We start from the raw sequence: 19,072 nt of genomic DNA on the forward strand, positions 1-19,072 counted from the left end.
GAGACCGCTCGGACCCGGCATCAATTCTTTTTCCGCCCGGTGAAGTCGGCCAAGGCCGCGGCATTGGCCTGGGTGCCCATCAACTCGGCGAAGTGAGCATTTTCCCGAGCGGTCGCCGCCGCGATCTCCGGACGGACCGGTTCGACCATGGTGTGCTTGACCGCCATCAGGCTCGAAATAGGCCGGGAGGCAAGGATTTCGGCGTGTCGACGCGCCTCGGGGAGCAGTTCGTCCGGCTCGCAAACCCGCCAGACCAGGCCCATCCCCAGCGCCTCCTCGGCGCTGACCCACTCCGAGGACATCAGCAGCCACGCCGCGTTCTGCCGCCCCACCAACTGCGGCAGCAGATACGACGACGCCGCTTCCGGTGCCACACCGAGGCTGGTGAAGGGACACTTCAACCGCGCCGTCGACGACATGAATGCCAGATCCGCGTAGCCGAGAATGGTTGCGCCGATGCCCACCCCGACACCGTTGACCGCGCAGATCAGTGGCTTGGGAAAGGCGCTCAGCGCGTCGATCAGGCCGCGGAATCCGTACTTGCCCTCGCTGAAGTCCGGGTCGGTGATGCGTGCCTGCATTTCGGCGAGATCGGTGCCGGCGCTGAATCCCCGCCCGGTGCCGGTGAGCAGTACGACCGCCACCTCCGGGTCCTCGGCGGCGGCCAACAGCGCCTCGGCGGTGGCGTCGTAAAGGGCTTCGTTGAAGGCGTTGAGCGCATCGGGGCGGTTCAGCGTCAGTGTGCGAACCCGGTTGTTGTCGTCGATCTGCAGCGTCACGGCTGCAGCCTAGCGCTGCGACGATGCCGCGCCGCAGCTCACCCGTTGCTGTAGACGCGGGTGGGCGCGATCAACACCACGCCGCGTCGCTCGTCGGCCATCACCCGGTCGTACTCATCCCAGTCGTCGTGGGTGCCGCCCGCGGAGCTGAACACCTCGCGCAGCAGCAGCCGCAACTGGTCGGGGCCGGCCAGCCACGATTGCGGGTCCTCCGGGCCGGCCAGCTCGGCGCGGCCCTCGACCGTCGCCCACTGCCAGCCGTTGCGGAAGGTGACGGCCAGCTGCGGCCGGGCCCGCAGGTTGGCGAGCTTGACCTTGCCGTAGGTGGTGAAGCCCAAGACGGGCTCCCCCGTCGCCGGGTGCGGCAGCAGGCCGACGTTGACCAGCGACGCCTGCACGGTCTGATCGGCGCGCACGGTGGAGATCACCGCGAGCCCGCTTTCCGCCGCGGCCAGCGCCACGGCCTCGTTGAGTGTTGTCATCTGTTGCCCCTCAGGTGTGAAAAGGCGTCTTGAACACGTAGCGGCTGGTGGGCACCGTGTCGATGTTCTCGTTTGCGCCAAATGCGGTTGTGCTGGCGATCATCTGGCTCAAGCGGTCCTGCAGGTCGGCATCATCGGCAGCGCCGAAGAATGCCTTGAGATCGGTGATCGCCTCCGGGGGGAACAACTCCTCGACGATGCCGGCGATTCCCGGTGCGCCCGGGGTGAGTGCGCGCACCACCCAGTTCTGCGTGTAGCCGAATATTGACTGCGTCTCGATGGCCACCGACGTGTGGTGACCTTGCCAACGGCTCAGCCAAGTCGCCTGGTCCAGTTCGGCGGGCCGGCGCAGCAGGGCAATGTTGGCCAAACCCGTTGTCCGAGAACCGGGTTCGACCGCAGGCGCGAGCAGCGGAATCGATTCGGTCACCAGGTATGCGGCTAGTTGCTCGCATTCGCCGGCGAGTAGGTCCAGCGCCGCGGTCATCTGGTCGCCGTAGCACTGCTGGGTCCACAGGCTGACCACCGCGGCGGCGGGCGGGTCCAGCAGCGTCAGCGTCATCAGCGAGTGGCGCACCGCGTCGTCACGGACATTGATCGACAACCCCGCAACGCCCAGCCCCAACAGCGCGTCGGCGACGGGACCTCGTTGGCGGGCACACCACTCCTCGCTCGAGTCGGTGCGCATCAGGACGGCGATGACCTTCTCCATGGGCTGAACTTACCTGCGCCGCCGCCGGCATCAGACAACCAGTCGTACCTCCTGATCGGTGCGGATCGACTCACCGATGATCTCGGCGAGTCGCCCGTAGGATTCGTCGCGACCGCTCGAGGACCGAAACACCAAACCGATGCGCCGCCCCGGCCGCGGAGTCGCAAACCGAGCCAGGCCGAGCCGGCTGCGCGCTGCCTCGACGGGCGCGGCGGTCTGCGGAATCAGTGTCACGCCCAATCCGCCTGTCACGCATTGCACCGCGGTCGCCAGCGATGCTGCCCGGGTATCGGCGAGTTCGGCTCGCACCCCGGCCTTTTGGCAGACGTCCAGGGCTTGGTCGCGCAGGCAGTGGCCTTCGTCCAGCAACAGCAGCGGCAAATCCGCCAACGCCGCGGCCGGCACCCGCTGCTTGCCCGACAGCGGGTGCCCTGGCGGGACGGCCAGCAGGAAATCCTCGTCATAGATTCCAATCTCGGTGATCCCGCCTGCGTCGGCGGGCAACGCGATCAGGGCCGCGTCCACTGCGCCGTCACGCAGCGCGGCCAGCAGTCGCTCCGTCTGGTCCTCGATCACCCGCAGGGTCAGTTCGGGCAGCCGAGTCGCCAGCCCGGCCAGCACGCTGGGCAGCACGTAGGGCGCGACGGTGGGAATCAGGCCCAGGCGCAGGCTGCCCTGCAACGGATCGGACGTTCCGGCCGCGGCGGCACTGAACGTGTCGGCGGCGTCGACCACCGCCTGGGCCAGCGGCAGGAGTTGCATACCCTCGGCCGTCACCCGGACGCGCCGTGTCGATCGCTCGACGAGCCGGGTGCCCAGGCCGGTCTCGAGCGCGGCTAGCGCCTGGGACAGAGTAGACTGGCTGACTCCGAGAATTGTTGCCGCACTGCCGAAATGGTGCTTCTCGGCCACCGCGACAAACGCCCGCAGCCCGGCGAGCGTCGGCTGAAAACTCTTATCGGTCATGCCTATCAGTATAGTGCGATATATCACCTTTACTTCAGATGCCCCTCACGGCATCATGGTTTATTGACGGCTAATCTTGAAAAGATCCAATTAAGGAGTGGTATGTCTCTGTTGACAATCGGCGACCAGTTCCCCGCCTACGAGCTGACCGCGCTGGTCGGTGGCGACCTGTCGAAGATCGATGCGCAGCAACCCGGTGACTACTTCAGCACCATCTCGGGCGACGACCACCCCGGCAAGTGGCGGGTGGTGTTCTTCTGGCCGAAGGACTTCACCTTCGTGTGCCCGACCGAGATCGCGGCGTTCGGCAAGCTCAACGACGAGTTCTCCGACCGCGACACGCAGGTTCTCGGTGTGTCGGTCGACAGCGAGTTCGTGCACTTCAACTGGCGCGCGCAGCACGACGACCTCAAGAAGCTGCCGTTCCCGATGCTGTCGGACATCAAGCGGGAGCTCAGCTTGGCGACCGGTGTGCTCAACGCCGATGGTGTGGCCGACCGGGTGACCTTCCTCGTCGACCCCAACAACGAGATCCAATTCGTCTCGGCGACAGCCGGATCCGTCGGCCGCAACGTCGACGAGGTGCTGCGTGTCCTGGATGCCTTGCAGTCCGACGAGCTGTGCGCCTGCAACTGGCGTAAGGGCGACCCGACGCTGAATGCCGGCGAACTGCTCAAGGCGTCGGCGTAAGTCCGCGTCTGATCTGGAGGTTGTGATGAGCATCGAAAATCTCAAGGAAGCGCTGCCCGAGTACGCCAAGGATCTGAAGCTCAATCTGGGCTCGATTGCCCGCAGTACCGTGCTCAACGAGGAGCAGCTGTGGGGCGCCCTGCTGGCCAGTGCCGCGGCGACGCGAAACGCTCAGGTGCTCAGCGAGATTGGCACCGAGGCCGCCGATATCCTGTCGGCAGAGGCGTATCAGGCGGCGCTGGGGGCCGCGTCCATCATGGGGATGAACAATGTGTTCTACCGTGGCCGCGGCTTCCTGGACGGCAAGTACGACGACCTGCGCCCCGGCTTGCGGATGAACATCATCGGCAATCCGGGTGTGGATAAGGCAAACTTCGAGTTGTGGTCATTCGCGGTGTCCTCGATCAACGGGTGTTCGCACTGCGTCGTGGCCCACGAGCACACGCTGCGGGAGGCCGGTGTCGATCGCGAGGCGGTCCTGGAAGCGCTGAAGGTGGCATCGATCGTTGCCGGCGTCGCGCAGGCGATCACCACCGCCGAGACTCTGGCCGCCGTCGGCTGATCGTCGCGTCGTGACCGCATCCTGGGTCGAGCACGCAATTTGGTGGCAGATCTATCCGCTCGGCTTCGTCGGCGCCTTTCCGGCACCCCGATCGGCGCCGCCGAAGCCGGGCGAACACCGGCTGCGGCGCATCGTCAGCTGGTTCGACCACGCCATCGCACTGGGCGCCTCCGGGATCGCGCTGGGGCCGATCTTCGCCTCGGGCACGCACGGCTACGACACCGGCGATCATTACCGCATCGACCCGCGCCTCGGCGACGACGACGATTTCGACTACGTCGTCGCCGAGGCGCGTAGTCGCGGCCTGCGTATCCTGCTCGACGGGGTGTTCAATCACGTCGGCGTCCAGTTCGGCAAGTATCGGGAGGCGGCGACCGACGGCGAGGCCGCTCGCTGGTTTCGGGGACGTCCCGGTCGCTTCCACACTTTCGAAGGTCATTCCGGGCTGATCACCCTCAACCATGAGAACCCAGACGTCGCCGACCATGTCGTCGATGTGATGGCGCACTGGTTGCAGCGCGGCGCGGATGGCTGGCGGCTGGACGCGGCATACGCTGTGCCGCAACAATTCTGGGCGGCAATACTACCCCGGGTGCGGGAGCGGTTCCCGGAGGCATGGTTCGTCGGCGAGCTCATCCACGGTGACTATGCGGCCGTGGTCGATGCCGCTGGTTTCGATTCGGCGACGCAATACGAACTGTGGAAGGCGATCTGGAGCAGTATCAACGATGGCAACTTCTTCGAACTGGACTGGGCGCTGCAGCGGCACAACGAGTTGCTGGCCACCTTCGCCCCGCTGACCTTCATCGGCAATCACGACGTCACCCGCATCGCCAGCCAGATCGAGCGCCCCGAGCATCTGGCCCACGCGCTGGTCGTCCTGCTGACCGTCGGGGGCGTGCCCAGCATCTACGCCGGCGACGAACTCGGGTTTCGCGGCATCAAGGAAGAACGCTTCGGCGGCGACGACGCGGTGCGTCCCGAGTTCGGTTCTCCCCCAGTGCTATTGGATGAATTCGGCACCGAGGTGTGGGGCTTGCACCAATACCTGATCGGCCTGCGCCGGCGCCACCCGTGGCTGCACGGCGCAGCGACGACGTCCTTGCGGCTGAACAACCGGCAATACGTGTACACGAGCCGACGTGGTGACGACGCACTGATGGTTGCGCTCAACATCGACGACCAGCCGCTGAAGGTGGCGCTGTCCGAATGGGGCACCGCACGCGCTGCGGTGCTCGCCGGATCGTCGGCGCCGCCGCAGGACGTCGTCGACGAGCTGGCCGTTGAGCCGCACGGCTGGCGGATCCTGCAACCCGTCTAGGGCCGCAGCCGGGCGAGGGTCAGCGCATCCCGCTCGCCGCCGTAGTACTTGTCCAGCAGCGCGGTGAAATCCTGGTCGTCGTCGGCCGCGAGGGCGAACAGCGTCATCGACGAGCACAGCTTGAGATCGTCGGGCGAGCCGAAGATCTGCCCGACGGAACGGCCCTGAACCCGGTTGACCAGGTCCGTGCACTCACGCAAGCGCGGCCCCAGCAGGTCGTGATCCAAATAGGCGCGGGCCTCGGCCAGCGAGGCGATGCCGTAGCGAATTGCCATCGCACTGCCGCCCAGGCCGCGCAACTGCGGGAACACAAACCACATCCAGTGGCTGCGCTTTCGTCCGTCGCGCAGTTCGCCGACGACCTGGCCGTAGACCGGAGCCTGCGCCGTGACGAAACGGTTCAGATCGAAGGGGTCGTCGGCGGATTCCATGTGACTACGGTGGCACATATGGCAGTCAAACGACGAGTGCCCAAGGTGCGCGACCTGGCGCCGCTGATCGGGTTCAAGCGCCCGCAATTCGACGCGACCAAACGCCGCCTCGAGGCCGCGTTCACGATCGAGGATCTGCGACGCATCGCTAAACGCCGCACCCCCAAGGCCGCGTTCGACTACGCCGACGGCGCGGCCGAGGATGAGCTGTCCATCCAGCGTGCGCGACAAGCCTTCCGGGACATCGAGTTTCATCCAACGATCCTGCGCGACGTCACCAATGTGACGGCCGGGTGGAATGTGCTCGGCCAACCGGTGGTCTCGCCGTTCGCGATCGCGCCGACGGGATTCACCCGGTTGATGCACACCGAGGGCGAGATAGCGGGCGCGGGCGCGGCGGCCAGGGCGGGGATCCCCTTCTCGCTTTCGACGCTGGGCACCTGCGCGATCGAAGACCTGGTGACAGCAGTTCCCCAGGGCCGCAAGTGGTTTCAGCTTTACATGTGGAAGGATCGCGACCGCTCTATGGCGCTGGTGCGGCGTGCGGCCGACGCGGGATTCGACACCCTGCTGGCCACCGTCGACGTTCCGGTCTCCGGTGCCCGGCTGCGGGATAACCGCAACGGGATGACGATTCCGCCGACGCTGACGCTGCGCACCGTGCTCGACGCCGTGCCGCACCCGAAATGGTGGTTCGATCTGCTGACCACCGAACCGCTGGCATTCGCGTCACTGGATCGCTGGCCGGGCACCGTCGCGGAGTACCTGAGCACGATGTTCGACCCCAGCCTCACCTTCGACGACCTGGAGTGGATCAAGGCGCAATGGCCGGGCAAGCTCGTGGTCAAGGGCATCCAGACGCTCGACGATGCCCGCGCCGTCGTGGAACGCGGCGTCGACGGCCTCGTCTTGTCCAATCACGGCGGCCGCCAACTGGACCGGGCACCGATCCCCTTCCACCTCTTGCCCGTGGTGGCGCGTGAGCTCGGCGCGGACACCGAGATCCTGATGGATACCGGCATCATGTCCGGGGCCGACATCGTCGCCGCCATCGCACTCGGGGCCAGGTGCACGCTGGTCGGACGGGCCTACCTCTACGGGCTGATGGCCGGCGGTCAGGCCGGCGTGCAGCGTGCGATCGACATCCTGCACAGCGGCGTGATTCGGACCATGCAGCTGCTGGGTGTGACGTGCCTCGAGGAGCTTTCCCCGAAGCACATCACTCAACTGCGGCGGCTCGGTCCCGTTATTGGATAGGGGTCGCCAAGGCCGCCCGCAGACCCCGATCAATGTCTCCGAAATTCGGGCCGCCCACCGGGGCATGCTGCTGGCAGTTGCAGGTGAGGCCCGCAAACGGGTTCGGGCTGGGGGTCACCTTGCTCGGGTCGGCGCCGGCCGGCGCGGCCCCCACAAGAGACAAGCTGACAAAGATTGCAGTGCTGGCAACCGCTTTCGTGATCATTTCGAGGCTCCTTCCACCTACTACCGAGATAAGACGGTTCTTTACTCGGGTTAGACGGTTCCGACGCTCTCCTGGATCTCGCGAATCCGGCCGACCTGTGTAACCGACTTAGCTAGTTACATCTTGCAGGACATGATGAAACCTGTCAAGGTGGTTACATGACCTTCATGTACGTGAGCGGACGGCCGTGCCTGGACTTCTCGGGCACGCTGAGATTTCGCGGCAGCGCAGAGGCCGACGAACTGCTGACCGCCCCACGGCTGTTGTCCGACTGGGCAATTCAGGCCGGGCTGGTCGATGCGGCAATCGACGTGACCGCGGACGATCTCGAGATGGCGACCGCATTGCGCGAAGCCGTCTATCGGACCGTGATCGCCCGGCTCGAGCAGCGCCGCCCGCAGGTCGCCGACGTCGAACTGGTCAATGAGTGGGCGGCCCGGCCGCGGCTCACCCCAAGACTGCTGCGTACCGGGACGCTTCGCCGCGAAGGCAGCACGGCACAACTGCTCGCCACCCTGGCCGCGGACCTGCTCGACCTGCTGGCGGGCCCGGGCATCGACAACGTCAAGCGCTGCGCCCGCGCGGGCTGCACCCGTCTTTACGTCGATTCCTCACGAGGGCACAACCGGCACTGGTGCGGGATGGCTACCTGCGGCAACAAGGCCAAAGTCCAGGCGTTCCGGGCGCGCCAGCGCGCGGCTACCCGCTGACGCGAACGCTGGCCGTCCCGTCGGGAACAAACTGGAACGGTTCAAGGTTGAGCGCATCAGACTAAACCTTTGGAGAAGAAAATGTCTGAAGCCAAATCGGTGCCGGTGTTGTTCGTCACCGACACGATCGTGTTGCCCGGAATGGTTGTGCCGATCGCGCTGGACGATGCCGCCCAGGCCGCCATCGATGCCGCGCAAGCCAGCGATACCGGGGAGCTACTCATCGCCCCGCGACTCGAGGACCGCTATCCGTCTCACGGCGTGATCGCGAAGATCCTGCAGGTCGGACGGATCGCCGGCGGCGGCACCGCCGCTGTGGTGCGCGGCGAACGCCGGGCGCAGATCGGGGCGGGAGCCTCCGGGCCGGGCGCAGCGCTCTGGGTCGAGGTGACCGAGGTCCCCGAGACGGAGTCGACCGAGGAAATCAAGTCGCTGACGGCCGAGTACAAGAAGCTGCTGCTGGCCATGCTGCAACGGCGCGAGGCCTGGCAGATCATCGACTACGTCAACAGCCTGACCGATCCGTCGGCGCTGGCCGACACCTCCGGGTACGCGTCGTATCTGACCAGCGTGGAGAAGCGCCAGCTGCTGGAGACCACCGATGTCGCCGAGCGGCTGCGCGTGCTGATCGACTGGACCAGTGAGCATCTGGCCGAGGTCGAGGTCAACGACAAGATCGCCGAGGACGTGCGCGAGGGCATGGAGAAGACGCAGAAGGAATTCCTGCTGCGCCAACAGCTTGCGGCCATCCGCAAGGAACTGGGCGAGGGCGAACCCGACGGATCCGACGACTACCGGGCCCGCGTGGAGGCCGCCGAGCTGCCCGAGCAGGTGCGCGAAGCCGCGCTGCGCGAAGTCGGCAAGCTGGAACGGGCCAGCGACCAGAGCCCGGAAAGCGGCTGGATCCGCACCTGGCTCGACACCGTGCTGGACCTGCCGTGGAATGTCCGCACCGAGGACTCGACCGACCTGCGAGCGGCGCGGGAAATCCTGGACGCCGACCACCACGGGCTGGAGGACGTCAAGGACCGCATCGTGGAATACCTGGCGGTGCGTACCCGGCGGGCTCAGCGTGGGCTGCAGGTCGTCGGCGGCCGTGGCTCCGGCGCGGTGATGGTGCTGGCCGGTCCCCCCGGCGTCGGCAAGACGTCGCTGGGCGAGAGCGTCGCCAGGGCGCTGGGCCGCAAGTTCGTCCGCGTCGCCCTGGGCGGCGTGCGCGACGAGGCCGAGATCCGTGGTCACCGGCGCACCTACGTGGGCGCGCTGCCGGGCCGGATCGTGCGGGCGATCGGTGAGGCGGGATCGATGAATCCCGTTGTGCTGCTGGACGAAATCGACAAGGTCGGTTCCGACTATCGCGGCGACCCGAGCGCCGCACTGCTCGAGGTGCTGGATCCGGCGCAGAACCACACGTTCCGCGACCACTACCTGGACCTGGACCTGGACCTGTCCGACGTCGTGTTCTTGGCCACCGCCAACGTGATCGAGAACATCCCGTCCGCCCTGCTGGACCGCATGGAGCTGGTGCAGATCGACGGCTACACCGAAGACGACAAGGTCGCCATCGCCCGCGACTACCTGCTGCCCCGGCAGCGGGAGCGGGCGGCGCTGAACGACGACGAGGTCACCGTCACCGACGCCGCACTGCGCAAGATCGCCGCCGATTACACCCGCGAGCCGGGCGTGCGGCAGTTCGAACGGCTGCTGGCCAAGGCGCTGCGCAAGGTGACGACGAAGCTGTCCGAGTCGTCGGATGCGTTGGTTATCGACGAGCCCGATCTGGTTGGCTACCTTGGTCGTCCGCGCTTCACGCCGGAGTCCGAGGAGCGCACCGCGGTGCCCGGGGTGGCCACCGGACTGGCTGTCACCGGCCTGGGCGGCGATGTGCTCTACATCGAAGCCGGGGCCACCGACGGTAAGCCGGGTCTGCAGTTGACCGGTCAGCTGGGTGACGTGATGAAGGAATCGGCGCAGATCGCGCTCTCCTACGTGCGCTCGCATGCTCACCTGTTGGGCGTCGACCCCAAGGCCTTGGACCGGCGCATCCACGTGCACGTGCCGGCGGGCGCGGTGCCCAAGGACGGGCCGTCGGCCGGTGTCACGATGGTCACCGCGCTGGTGTCGATGGCGACCGGGCGTCAGGTCCGCTCCGATGTCGGCATGACCGGTGAGGTGACGCTGAACGGCCGGGTGCTGCCGATCGGCGGCGTCAAGCAGAAGTTGCTGGCCGCCCAGCGGGCCGGGCTGTCGACCGTCTTCATTCCGGTGCGCAACGAGCCGGATCTGGACGACGTGCCCGCCGAGGTGCTCGAGGCGCTGACCGTCAAACCGATGACCGACGTCGCCGACATCATCGCCCAGGCGCTGGAACCCCTGGCGCAGACGGCAACCGTCGCCGCTTGACCAAGCGCAGGGGCCACGCTCGTGACACGGGTGTGGCCCCTGGCGTTGAATGAAGGCGTGAGTCTCAAACGGGCAGTAGTGCACCGCATGCAGCGGCTGGTGGTCAACCCGGTCGGCCGACAGCTGCCGGTGACCATGCTGGAGACCACTGGGCGCCGCAGCGGTCAGCCGCGACACACGCCGGTGGGCGGACGCGTGGTGGGCAACCAGTTCTGGATGGTGTCCGAACACGGCGATCACTCGGACTACGTCCGCAATATCAAGGCCAACCCGACTGTTCGCGTGCGCCTCGGCGGTCAGTGGCGCAACGGCACCGCGCACCTGCTGCCGGACGACGACCCGCTGCAGCGCTTGGGCAACCTGCCCCGGGTCAACAGCACAGTGGTGCGGATCATGGGCAGCGAGTTGCTGACCATCCGGGTGGACCTGGATTGACACCCCGGGCTGTCGGTGCCGACGATTAGCGTCAGCACATGGCTTACGACGAATACCTGGCCAACCGGATCCGCGAGGTGCTCGCACAACAGCCGGGGGTGGACGAGAAGCCGATGTTCGGCGGGCTCGCCTTTCTCCTTGGCGGACACATGGCCGTCGCGGTCAGCTCCAAGGGCGGGCTGATGGTGCGGGTGGTGCCCGACGACACCGAGTCGCTGCTGCAACGAGCGCATGTCAGCCCGATGGTGATGGCCGGCCGCGAGACCCGGGGCTGGCTGCGCGTCGACGCAGCGGGCCTGAAAACCACACGCCAGCTTACGAGTTGGATCTCCCGCGGCGTCGACTACGCGCGCAGCCTTCCACCGAAGTGACCCACACGTTTGCCGCCGAGCCGCACGGGTACGTGCCGAGCTATGAGCAAGTCGGACGAGTCCAAGAAGTTGGTGCGACGCGTGCTCAAGGTCGCCGGCACGACATACGCCGATGAGGCGGGGATTCGACTCAACGACAAACCGATGCCGTTGTTTCAACTGCTGGTGCTCTGCATGCTGGCCAGCAAACCCATCGATGCCACGACCGCCATGCGTGCCGCGCGCGAGTTGTTCCACGCGGGCCTGAGGACGCCTACCGATGTGCTGACGGCCGACCGGCAGACGATGATCAGCGCCTTCGGCCGCGCCCACTACGTCCGCTACGACGAGAGCTCGGCCACTCGCCTCACCAACATGGCGCAGCGGGTGCGTGAGGAGTTTTCCGGCGACTTGCGAGAGATCGCCGAGCGCAGCCATCGCGACGTCGCCCAGGCGAAACGAATGCTGAAGGATTTCAAAGGCATTGGCGATACCGGTGCCGACATTTACCTGCGCGAGGTCCAGGACAGCTGGACCTGGGTGCGGCCCTACTTCGACGATCGGGCCACGGCCACCGCCAAGAAGCTCGGCCTGCCGTCGGACCCCGCCGCACTGGGCAAGCTGTCGTCACGCCGCAACGCGCGCCTGGCGGCCGCGCTGGTTCGGATCTCGCTGGACGACGACATCCGCCGGCAAGTCACCGGTTGACCGAGCGCCTAGGCTGGGATCGTCAACGAATAACGGAGCAGCAATCATGGCCAGCTCGACGACGTTCGTCATCACCGGCGGCGGACTTGCTGGGGTAAAAGCGGTAGAAGCGCTGCGCGACAACGATTTTGATGGTCGCATCATTCTGTTCGCCGACGAGCCCTATCTGCCCTCCGAGCGTCCGCCGCTGTCCAAGGAGTACCTGGCCGATCCGCAGTCTTCGCTGAGCGGCTTGTCGAGCTGACGCCCGTCACGCCCGCGGCAACGCGGCGCTGGCGTCGACGGGCGCCCAGCAGTGGTCGATGACCTCGGGTGGCCGGTGTGCCTGCAGTCGTTCCCGCTCGGCGCGCCGGCGTTTGATCCGCAGTCGCGCGTCGGCCGGCATGGTGACCAGTTCATCGCAGGTCAGGTAATAGACGTCGTCGACGACGTCGATGAGGTCGGCCGCCAGCCATCGAGAACCGAGCTCGCGCAACGTCATTCGAAGCTCATGACTGAATCGGATGGTGGTGTCGTGTGCCAGCTCCCGCGACCCGCGTGCGTTGGCGGCGAGCCGGCCGGTCAGGCCGGCCGGCGGCGCTGGTTCCGCCGGTGCGCCAGCGGCTTCGGCGGCCGTCATCAGCAGCATTGCCGGGTTGTCGCCGAAGGCCGGGCTGGCGAGCTCGCCCTCGCCCGGTCCGCGGTGCCCGATTCGGGCGATGGCGGTGTCGAGAAGGCCCGCGGTGTGTGGAGACAGCGCGCGGATACTGGCGAGGTTGCCCTCGGCGGCCAGGGCGCGCAACGGCGGGTCGTTACGCAATGCCGCGGCCAGCTCGGTGGTTTCGGCCGCGATACGGCCGCTCTGGACGATCATGCCCACCCCGGACACTCTCGAACCCGCCCCGGTGGCTTCGAGTGCCGCCGCGGTGACGCCGTTGTCGATCAACCACAACGCCGTGAGGATCCAGCCCTGGTGAATTCGGTCGCGCAACAGTCGAACTCGCACGCCCAGGGCGGCCTCCGACAGCAGGCCGAGTTGAGTGGGGTCGGCGTGTTCTGCCTGGGCCGCGGCCCGGTAGGCCCGGGTATCGGCCTTGAGGTGGCGCAACAACGCCAGCGAGCGTGCCGCGACGATCGCTTTGGCGACCGAGCCGAGGGGGCCTTCGGCCAGCCGGGGCTGACCGAACGGCAAAACGTCGCCGACCTGCGGCTGGTCGACGAGAGCATCCTGAACCAGGGCTGTCTCGTCCCATCCGGGCAGCTGAGCGGCAGCGACGACGTTGGCCGACACCCCGACGTAGGGGCGATGACCGAACACTGCGATGGCCCTGCTCCCCCATTCGTCGCCGACGATGCCGCCCAGCGCCAGCACCTGGCTGGTCGCCCGGCTTGCGGTGCGCAGCCCGCTCAGCTGAACATCCAGTGTTATCGGGGTCAGCGGGCCGGGCAGCGCTTCGTCGAGGCCGGTGGCGCTGAAGACCGGGAACCGCGGATCGATGCGGTCGTCGAACTCGCCCTCCATGCCCTCAGGTGCCGCGCTGTCGAGCTCATCGGTCGGCGCTGACTGTGGGAAAACCTCAACGGGGAGTGGCATTTCGCGACCGTGGCTGGTGGCGCCGGCGGGGCCTGGTCTGCGGCCGACGAGTCCACGCGCGGTATCGGTGGCGGCTTCGACCGCCTTCCACCCGAACTCGAACATCCAATCATCTTGTGTCGCATTGATATCCATGGACGGAATCAGCTGCGGCCAGCTGGGTATTCGATGCAGGCGGGAACGCGGGCTCACCGATCGCAACAGCCGCCATGCCGTGATCACGTTGACGGTGTCCGGGGTGGCGAGGTCGACTACTCCGGTGCGGTCGGTGTCCGACGCGAAGACCAGGAAGCGCGCCAGGTCGTCGAGGTGCAGCAGTCGCATCGGCTGTTCGGAAACCTTGGTGCGCAACAGCGTTGCCACTGTGCGGCACACCATCCAATCCAGCTGCCGGCCGACCGGCGGCGCGATGCGGATGACCAGGCTCGGGCCCCAACTGGTCGCCACCAGATCCTCGGCCGGTTGGTACAGCTCGGGCGGGCCGGCCGCCTGCGAGACGAACAGCAATCGGGCGCCGGCGCGGGCCGCCGCGTGGGTCACGTGCGCGACGCCCTCGATGCCGGCGCTGCCGGGTGCTGCGGCGTCGACCGGGGCCAGATGGATGACCGCGTCGGCTTCGTCGGCCAGCGCCTGCAGGATGGGGTCGCTCAGCGGGGCGCAAGCAAAATCAACCCCCGCGTCGAGGCAGGCGTGGGGGTGTTCGGCGATGCCGCTGACCGTGTGTCCGGCAGCAATCAGTTGCCTTGCGACCAGCCGCCCGACGGTGCCGGTGGCGTCGGTAACCAGGATCTGCACCTGGGCTCACCTCCCCCAACGTCCAACAACGACAATAGGCAAGCCCCCACGACTTGCGCGACCGCTGAGCCCCTAGCGGCCCGTGAACTGGACTGATTCCGACGCTGGTTACCGCAGCGTCGCGTTGCCGTCTGCGGTGACGGCGACCTTGGCGCCCCCGATGTCCTCGCTCACGCTCGCTTGCGCCGCGGCCGGATCGGCGATCACCGCCAGGGCGCGCGACCCGTCAGGCGTGCGCACCGCGACAAAAGCCTTCTGGGGCTGGCCGTCACGGTCGAACGGCGTCGTCCATGCTTCGATCGTCCCGATGCCTTCCCACTCGACCAACGCGTCCCGGGTGGGCTCTCGATCTACCGCCGATTGCACGTCCTCCCAACGGAATTCGGGCGGCGGCTCGGTACTGTACACACCGAAGCTGTGCTTGGTCAGGTAGCCGCCGTTGGCGGTGATCAGGGCGCGCCGTCCGGGATTGGCCGCGAGCAGCTCGGCCGTGGTGGCGATGGAATGCATGACGTAGTTACTCCACGGGCCGCCGGCGAAGGTCAGCCCGCCGGTGACGGTCAGCGGGCGGGCGGGGTCGTCGGCGCTCAGGCCGAGTTCGGCCGCCGCCACCTGAACGGCCGAGGGAAAGCACGAGTACAGGTCGACATAGTCAACGTCGTCGATACCCAGGCCGGCCAGCTCGAGTACGCGGGCACCGCCGATGCGGATGGCCGGCGAGCGGTGCAGCTCGTCGCGCTCGGCGATCGACGACGTGTCGTGGGCGTCGGTCCCCGCGTGTGGGTAGATCCACCTCTCCGCGGGGATCTGTAGGCGCTGTGCCTGCTCGACGGACGCGACGATTAGCGCGGCGCCCTGATCGACCATGTTGTTGGAATTCATCAGTTTGGTGTACGGCCAACTGATCATTCGGTTCCGGGGGCCGGGCTGCGCGATCTCTTCGGCGCTGGCCGGTTTGCGGATCCAGGCGTGCGGATTGGCGACCGCAACGGCGTTGAACCGCGCCCACAGCTCGCTGACGCGCCTGCGGTGGTCCTCGATCGACTCGTCGCGGGCGAGGCGCAGCGCCTGCTCAAACAGCGGGTAGACGTACGCGGGCCGGTCCAGGGCGATCCTGATCTCCGCCTCGCCGGCCATCGGCACGTCCTCGCCGCTGATCTCGGCCAGCGGCACGGAGTCGTCCTGCACCGTCCAGACGAGCCGGCCTCCCTTGGCCTTGAGCCCTCTGCGGGTGCGCCACGTTTCCGCGCCGGCCAGCAGCACGACGCCGGCACGGCCCCGCTGGATGTCCAGGCAGGCCTGGTTGAGCAGCGACTGCGGCACGTTGCCGCCGATCGGGCTGTACAGCGTGGTGAAGTCGCTGGCACCGATCCGTTGGCCGAGCAGCAGCCCGGGATCCCGGTAGTGCGCCGAGAGGATGTTCACCACCCTGATGGAATCCACGGCCTCGAAGACCCGCGCATCGGCTGCCTGCCGGGCGGCGCCTTCCATCAGGTCGACCGGTTCGACGGATCGGATGTCCGGGTCGATCTCGTCGCGGTGGTTGACCTGGCCGTAGCCGATCAACACCGGCGTCCTGGGGTCAAGAGGCATAGGACGAACTTATCGTCAGCGTCGCCGAGCACGACGACAGCGTCGCGTTGGGCGGCGAGCGTGACGCTAGTGTCACGCTCGGCGATGACAGTGCCTCAGGGGCGAAGAGGGATGGAGGCTTTCGACGAATGACCGCACATTTGAGCTACATCGAGGCCGTGATCGTCGGCGCCGCCCAGGGCGTCACCGAACTGTTCCCGGTGTCCAGCCTGGGGCACTCGATCCTGGTGCCGGCGCTGGTCGGCGGGCAGTGGGCGCAGGACCTCAACGTCTCCGAACCGCAGTCGCCCTACCTGGCGTTCATCGTCGGCCTCCATGTCGCGACGGCCGCCGCCCTGCTGGTGTTCTTCTGGCGGGACTGGCTGCGGGTGCTGGCCGGCTTCGTCTCCTCGGCGCGCCATCGCCGCATCCAGACAGCCAACGAGCGATTGGCGTGGCTCCTCGTCGGCGGCACGATTCCGGTGGGCCTCGCCGGACTGTTTCTCGAGAAGCTGTTTCGCACCACGCTGGGCAGACCCATCCCGGCGGCGGCGTTTCTGCTGCTCAACGGGATTGCCCTCTATGCGGGCGAAGTCCTGCGCCGTCGCGCCGCTGCCGCCGTCCCCGCACAGCAGCCCGTCGGAGCCCCGGTCGAGCACACCGGCGAGGCCGTGGACGAGCGGCTCGCCCAACTGCCCATGGGCCAGGGCGTGCTGATCGGCTCGGCTCAGATCCTGGCGCTGCTGCCCGGAATCAGCCGTTCCGGCATCACCATCGTCGCCGGCCTGTGGCGCGGCTTGTCACACGAGGACGCCGCCCGCTTCTCCTTTTTGCTGGCGACACCGATCATTCTGGCCGCCGGGGTGTACAAAATCCCGGACCTGTTCGGGCCGCTGGGCAGCGGCATCGGCGGCCAGGTCCTGGCGGGCAGCATCGCCTCGTTCGTCTGCGCCTACCTCGCCGTGCGCTTCCTCACCAGGTATTTCGAAACCCGCACTCTCACACCGTTCGCCATCTACTGCGCCGTGTTCGGGGCGGGCAGTCTGGCTTTTCTGACGCTGCGCTGAATTCGCTACAGCGCGGACTGATAGCGGACTTCGCCCACCGGAACGCCACCGTAGACCCGGGTGCGGCGGCTGCCGTCGCAGCGCCACCCGTCGCGTTCGTAAAACCGCCGGGCACGGACGTTTCCGTCCAGCACCCACAACGCCGCCCGCCCGGCAACCGCGCCTAGCCGCTCCCGGGCGGCGGCCATCAGCGACCGCCCCACCCCGGCATGCGCGTGCGCCGGATCGACGTAAATCGCCATCAGCTCACCGCAATTCGACAAGTCGTCGTCACGACACAGCCCGGTGGTCACGAGGCCGCAGATCGTCGCTCCGTCCACCGCGACCTGGGTGGACGGCACCCGAAGGCCCACCAGGCCGAAGGTATAACGGCCGGCCCATGCTTCGGGGCGCAGGCCGTCAAGGTAGTCCTGCGCGACGAGCCCGCGATAGGCCCACTGCCAGGATCGGACGTGCACCCGCGCCGCGGCCATCGCGTCGCCTGGAGCCGCGGCCCGCACCTGCATCATCGTTGCAGTATCGGCGGACGTCATCCGCGGTGCGACAGCTCAGGGGATCAGGATGTAGCTGATCCCCGGGACCTCTTTGGTAGTGCGGGTGTCGAACTGATTGAAGCCCGTGGTCCGGTACGCGTTCGCCGCGGAGCCACCGAAGCCCGTATTCATTTCGGTAATCGTCATGTTGTTGCCGCGGACGGTGTCGACCCAGGCCACGTGTCCGACGCCTCCGACGAGAGCGCTGCTGAAGACGGCGATCGAGTGGGGCTGTGCGTCACCCACCACCGTCCAGCCGCCCGCTGCGGCTTGGTCAGCCCAGCTCTCGGCGTTTCCGGTGAGCGCCTTGATGTAGTAGCCGGTGTGGTCGTGTATCAGTTCCTGGGCGCCCCACGTGCAGTAACCCTCGTAGCCGCTGAAAGGGTTGTGGTCGGTCGTGAGGCCTTGGGTCCGGTCCGTATGGGCACCGGTGTGGGTCGTCCGGTCCGCGTGGGCCGCTGGCGCCACGGATGCTCCCAGCGAGAGTGCGCAGCCCGCGGCGACGGCAGCCACAACGCCCGAGATATTCATTCACACCCCTTCGCCCGTTACGTTTTCGTTATCGCCGCGAGACCGGCATTCGTTTCACGAAGGCCAGTTGGGTTTATTGCGTGCCCGCAACCCGAGTGCTGTGCTTAGCGGATGGCAGACACGGCATCCATCGGCCTCAAGGTCCAGGGCAAGGTCATCGTGATCACCGGCGGGGCACGCGGAATCGGCCTGGCCACCGCGACCGCCCTGCACAATTTGGGTGCCAAGGTGGCGATCGGCGACGTCGACGAGGTCAAGGTCAAGGAGTCGGGTGCCGCCCTCGGCGTCGATGTCTACGGCAAGCTCGATGTCATCGACCGGCAGTCGTTTTCGGAATTCCTCGACGACGTCGAGCGCCAGCTCGGGCCCATCGACGTCCTGGTCAACAACGCCGGCATCATGCCGCTCGGCCGGATCGTCGACGAGCCGGACGCCGTCACCCGGCGCATTCTGGACATCAACGTCTACGGCGTCATGTTGGGCACCAAACTGGCGCTGCAGCGCATGATCCCGCGCGGTCACGGCCACGTCATCAACGTCGCGTCCCTCGCGGGCGAGACGTACCTCGCCGGTGCGGCAACCTATTGCGCCAGCAAGCACGCCGTCGTCGGCTACACCGACGCGGCCAGGGTCGAATACCGCGGGACAGGAGTGCAGTTCTCGCTCGTCATGCCGACATTCGTCAACACCGAACTCATCGCCGGAACCCAAGGCGCCAAAGGCATCAAGAACGCCGAACCGGCCGACGTCGCCGACGCGATCGTCAAGCTGGTAGCGCACCCCAAACCGCGGGTGCGCGTGACCAGGTTGGCCGGGGCGCTCATCGTCGCGCAGAAGTTCATGCCGCGCGGGCTGTCGGAGGGCCTCAATCGCAAGCTCGGCGGCGACCACGTCTTCACCGACGACGTTGACGTCGAGAAGCGCAAGGCCTACGAGGCCCGCGCGCGCGGCGACGAGTGACTTTGTGTTCTAGCAGCGTTCATCGTGGGC

20 protein-coding genes and 1 pseudogene are annotated in these 19,072 nt (G+C 67.2%); 12 read left to right on the top strand and 9 right to left on the bottom strand.

Annotated elements, in window-relative coordinates:
• Positions 1–20: 20 nt before the first annotated feature.
• From MNAB215_RS24125 to MNAB215_RS24140, 4 genes are read right to left on the bottom strand one after another with little or no spacing between them, the layout of a single operon-like run.
• On the bottom strand, positions 21–779 hold the full coding sequence (locus MNAB215_RS24125) for an enoyl-CoA hydratase/isomerase family protein (protein WP_077081029.1): 759 nt from the start codon (positions 777–779) through the stop codon (positions 21–23).
• A gap of 38 nt (positions 780–817) precedes the next feature.
• The gene (locus MNAB215_RS24130) at positions 818–1,261 is read right to left on the bottom strand and encodes a TIGR03618 family F420-dependent PPOX class oxidoreductase (RefSeq protein WP_077081030.1); all 444 of its coding nucleotides are present in this window, start codon (positions 1,259–1,261) and stop codon (positions 818–820) included.
• Between the two features lie 10 nt (positions 1,262–1,271).
• Positions 1,272–1,973, bottom strand: a complete 702-nt coding sequence (locus tag MNAB215_RS24135) for an EthD domain-containing protein (protein ID WP_077081031.1) — start codon at positions 1,971–1,973, stop codon at positions 1,272–1,274.
• A 30-nt stretch (positions 1,974–2,003) separates the two neighbouring features.
• The gene (locus tag MNAB215_RS24140) at positions 2,004–2,939 is read right to left on the bottom strand and encodes a hydrogen peroxide-inducible genes activator (protein ID WP_077081032.1); all 936 of its coding nucleotides are present in this window, start codon (positions 2,937–2,939) and stop codon (positions 2,004–2,006) included.
• 102 nt (positions 2,940–3,041) lie between these two features.
• Between MNAB215_RS24140 and MNAB215_RS24145 the strand changes: the two genes are divergently transcribed.
• Genes MNAB215_RS24145 through MNAB215_RS24155 form a run of 3 tightly spaced genes read left to right on the top strand, consistent with a single transcriptional unit; the run spans position 3,042 to position 5,512 of the window.
• Positions 3,042–3,629, top strand: coding sequence for a peroxiredoxin (locus tag MNAB215_RS24145; protein WP_077081033.1), 588 nt, complete (start codon positions 3,042–3,044; stop codon positions 3,627–3,629).
• 25 nt (positions 3,630–3,654) lie between these two features.
• Positions 3,655–4,191, top strand: a complete 537-nt coding sequence (locus MNAB215_RS24150) for an alkyl hydroperoxide reductase (protein ID WP_077081034.1) — start codon at positions 3,655–3,657, stop codon at positions 4,189–4,191.
• A gap of 10 nt (positions 4,192–4,201) precedes the next feature.
• A complete protein-coding gene (locus MNAB215_RS24155) occupies positions 4,202–5,512 on the top strand; it encodes an alpha-amylase family glycosyl hydrolase (protein WP_077081035.1) in 1,311 nt (436 codons plus the stop codon).
• Here the strand turns inward: MNAB215_RS24155 and MNAB215_RS24160 are convergent.
• On the bottom strand, positions 5,509–5,943 hold the full coding sequence (locus tag MNAB215_RS24160) for a DUF1810 domain-containing protein (protein WP_077081036.1): 435 nt from the start codon (positions 5,941–5,943) through the stop codon (positions 5,509–5,511). The two genes, MNAB215_RS24155 and MNAB215_RS24160, sit on opposite strands and share 4 nt — an antisense overlap.
• 18 nt (positions 5,944–5,961) lie before the next feature.
• Between MNAB215_RS24160 and MNAB215_RS24165 the strand changes: the two genes are divergently transcribed.
• The 7 genes and pseudogenes from MNAB215_RS24165 to MNAB215_RS24200 form a co-directional block, all read left to right on the top strand.
• On the top strand, positions 5,962–7,200 hold the full coding sequence (locus MNAB215_RS24165) for an alpha-hydroxy acid oxidase (RefSeq protein WP_077081037.1): 1,239 nt from the start codon (positions 5,962–5,964) through the stop codon (positions 7,198–7,200).
• A gap of 363 nt (positions 7,201–7,563) precedes the next feature.
• Positions 7,564–8,115, top strand: coding sequence for a CGNR zinc finger domain-containing protein (locus tag MNAB215_RS24175; protein WP_077081039.1), 552 nt, complete (start codon positions 7,564–7,566; stop codon positions 8,113–8,115).
• An 81-nt stretch (positions 8,116–8,196) separates the two neighbouring features.
• The gene (gene lon / locus MNAB215_RS24180) at positions 8,197–10,518 is read left to right on the top strand and encodes an endopeptidase La (protein WP_077081040.1); all 2,322 of its coding nucleotides are present in this window, start codon (positions 8,197–8,199) and stop codon (positions 10,516–10,518) included.
• Positions 10,519–10,563: 45 nt separating this feature from the next.
• On the top strand, positions 10,564–10,953 hold the full coding sequence (locus MNAB215_RS24185) for a nitroreductase family deazaflavin-dependent oxidoreductase (RefSeq protein WP_174604673.1): 390 nt from the start codon (positions 10,564–10,566) through the stop codon (positions 10,951–10,953).
• A 38-nt stretch (positions 10,954–10,991) separates the two neighbouring features.
• Positions 10,992–11,324, top strand: coding sequence for a TfoX/Sxy family protein (locus MNAB215_RS24190; protein WP_077081041.1), 333 nt, complete (start codon positions 10,992–10,994; stop codon positions 11,322–11,324).
• 42 nt (positions 11,325–11,366) lie between these two features.
• Positions 11,367–12,011: an endonuclease gene (locus tag MNAB215_RS24195; protein ID WP_077081042.1), complete on the top strand. Its 645-nt coding sequence runs from the start codon at positions 11,367–11,369 to the stop codon at positions 12,009–12,011.
• Between the two features lie 46 nt (positions 12,012–12,057).
• Positions 12,058–12,231, top strand: a pseudogene (locus tag MNAB215_RS24200) (NAD(P)/FAD-dependent oxidoreductase); the annotation flags it as partial.
• A gap of 30 nt (positions 12,232–12,261) precedes the next feature.
• Here the strand turns inward: MNAB215_RS24200 and MNAB215_RS24205 are convergent.
• The gene (locus MNAB215_RS24205) at positions 12,262–14,379 is read right to left on the bottom strand and encodes an NAD-dependent epimerase/dehydratase family protein (protein WP_077081044.1); all 2,118 of its coding nucleotides are present in this window, start codon (positions 14,377–14,379) and stop codon (positions 12,262–12,264) included.
• A 108-nt stretch (positions 14,380–14,487) separates the two neighbouring features.
• On the bottom strand, positions 14,488–15,972 hold the full coding sequence (locus MNAB215_RS24210; RefSeq protein WP_077081045.1) for an acetyl-CoA acetyltransferase: 1,485 nt from the start codon (positions 15,970–15,972) through the stop codon (positions 14,488–14,490).
• A gap of 128 nt (positions 15,973–16,100) precedes the next feature.
• Between MNAB215_RS24210 and MNAB215_RS24215 the strand changes: the two genes are divergently transcribed.
• Complete coding sequence (locus tag MNAB215_RS24215) at positions 16,101–17,018, top strand: undecaprenyl-diphosphate phosphatase (protein ID WP_077081046.1); 918 nt, start codon at positions 16,101–16,103, stop codon at positions 17,016–17,018.
• Between the two features lie 5 nt (positions 17,019–17,023).
• On the opposite strand, the gene MNAB215_RS24220 is transcribed toward MNAB215_RS24215, so the two are convergent.
• Positions 17,024–17,527, bottom strand: coding sequence for a GNAT family N-acetyltransferase (locus tag MNAB215_RS24220; RefSeq protein WP_083746356.1), 504 nt, complete (start codon positions 17,525–17,527; stop codon positions 17,024–17,026).
• Positions 17,528–17,566: 39 nt separating this feature from the next.
• Positions 17,567–18,082, bottom strand: a complete 516-nt coding sequence (locus tag MNAB215_RS24225; RefSeq protein ID WP_077081048.1) for a CHAP domain-containing protein — start codon at positions 18,080–18,082, stop codon at positions 17,567–17,569.
• 111 nt (positions 18,083–18,193) lie between these two features.
• Here MNAB215_RS24225 and MNAB215_RS24230 point away from each other — a divergent pair, with 111 nt between their 5' ends.
• Complete coding sequence (locus MNAB215_RS24230) at positions 18,194–19,042, top strand: SDR family oxidoreductase (RefSeq protein ID WP_077081049.1); 849 nt, start codon at positions 18,194–18,196, stop codon at positions 19,040–19,042.
• Positions 19,043–19,072 lie beyond the last annotated feature (30 nt).

Source organism: Mycobacterium numidiamassiliense (assembly GCF_900157365.1).
GTDB lineage: Bacteria > Actinomycetota > Actinomycetes > Mycobacteriales > Mycobacteriaceae > Mycobacterium > Mycobacterium numidiamassiliense.